This window comes from Roseateles subflavus (assembly GCF_030285365.1).
Classification (GTDB): Bacteria; Pseudomonadota; Gammaproteobacteria; order Burkholderiales; family Burkholderiaceae_C; genus Roseateles_B; species Roseateles_B subflavus.
In genome coordinates this window covers 1-1,227 of the sequence record NZ_JASVDS010000020.1, presented here as the reverse complement: position 1 = coordinate 1,227, position 1,227 = coordinate 1, and the positions used below count along the sequence as shown (strand labels likewise).

At 70.3% G+C, this 1,227-nt stretch carries 1 protein-coding gene; it reads right to left on the bottom strand.

From position 1 onward, the window contains the following. A partial coding sequence (locus tag QRD43_RS22665) for a condensation domain-containing protein (protein ID WP_285984792.1) occupies positions 1–1,227 on the bottom strand: 1,227 nt, incomplete at both ends.

The following is a 1,227-nucleotide window of genomic DNA, read 5'->3' as shown; positions in this document are numbered from 1 at the left end:
GCTGAGCCCCAGGCGTGCCTGCGCCACGTAGTTGCGGAAGGGCTGCGCGGGAGGCAAGTCCTGACCCCGGCCGCTCAGCAACAGAGCGATCTCCTGCTGCATGACCTCCAGCGCCTGGTGGTCCACGGCCAGGTGGTGCACCAGCAGCACCATCAGCCAGCTGGCACGGCCCGGCTCGCGCAGCGTGCGCACCTGCATCAGCGGCGCCTGCTGCAGGGACAGGCGCAGCCCGCGCGGGTCGCTGTGCTGCAGCAGGGCTTGCAGGGCTTCATCGCCCTGCGAGTCCTCGCCCAAACCCAGGTCGGCGGCTTGCAGCATCATCACGGGCAGGGGCGCCTCGCGCCAGACCACTTGCACCGGCTCGTCCAGGCCTTCCCAGTGCAGCGCGGTGCGTAGCACGTCATGACGGCGCAGCCCCTGGCGCAGGGCGTCCAGGTAGCGCTGCAGCCGGGCCTCGCCATCGAAGCGCAGCACCGCGCGCAGCAGGTACACATCGCCCTGCGCCGCCATCAGATGGTGGAACAGCATGCCTTCCTGCAGGGGGGCCAGGGGATAGATGTCCTGCACATTGGCGGCGCCGCCCGGCACGCGGGCCACGATGGCGTCCAGCTGTGACTGGCTCAGCGAGACCAGGGGCAGCATCTGCGGCGTGATCTGGGTCGCGCCCTCGGGGATGGCGTTGGGCGGGACCTCGACTTCGCGGAGCTGCTCGGTGGCTTGCAGGCCTTGAGCCAGCTGCGCCAGACTCGGCGTGCTGAACAGCGCTCGTACGTCGCTGGCCAGACCGGCCTGGCGCATGCGCTCGATCAGCGTGACTGCCAGCAGCGAGTGACCGCCCAGCTCGAAGAAGTTGTCATGACGGCCCACGCGCGGCAGTTGCAGCACTTCGGCCCACAGCGCGGACAGCTGCTCTTCCAGCTCGCCTTGCGGGGCTTCGTAGCCTCGGGCCGCCAGTGCTTGCAAGTCCGGTGCCGGCAGGGCGCGGCGGTCCAGCTTCCCATTGGGGGTCAGGGGCAGCGCCGGCATGGGGACGAAGGCGCTGGGCACCATGAAGCCGGGCAGCACCTGCTCCATGGCCTGGCGCAGCGTCTGCATCGACAGCGTGCCGCCCTCCGAACGGTCTTCCGACACGTCCAGCACCACATACGCCACCAGGCGCTTGTGCCCCGGCTCATCCTCGCGGGCCAGCACCACCGCCTCGCGCACGCCAGGGTGCGTCAGCAAACG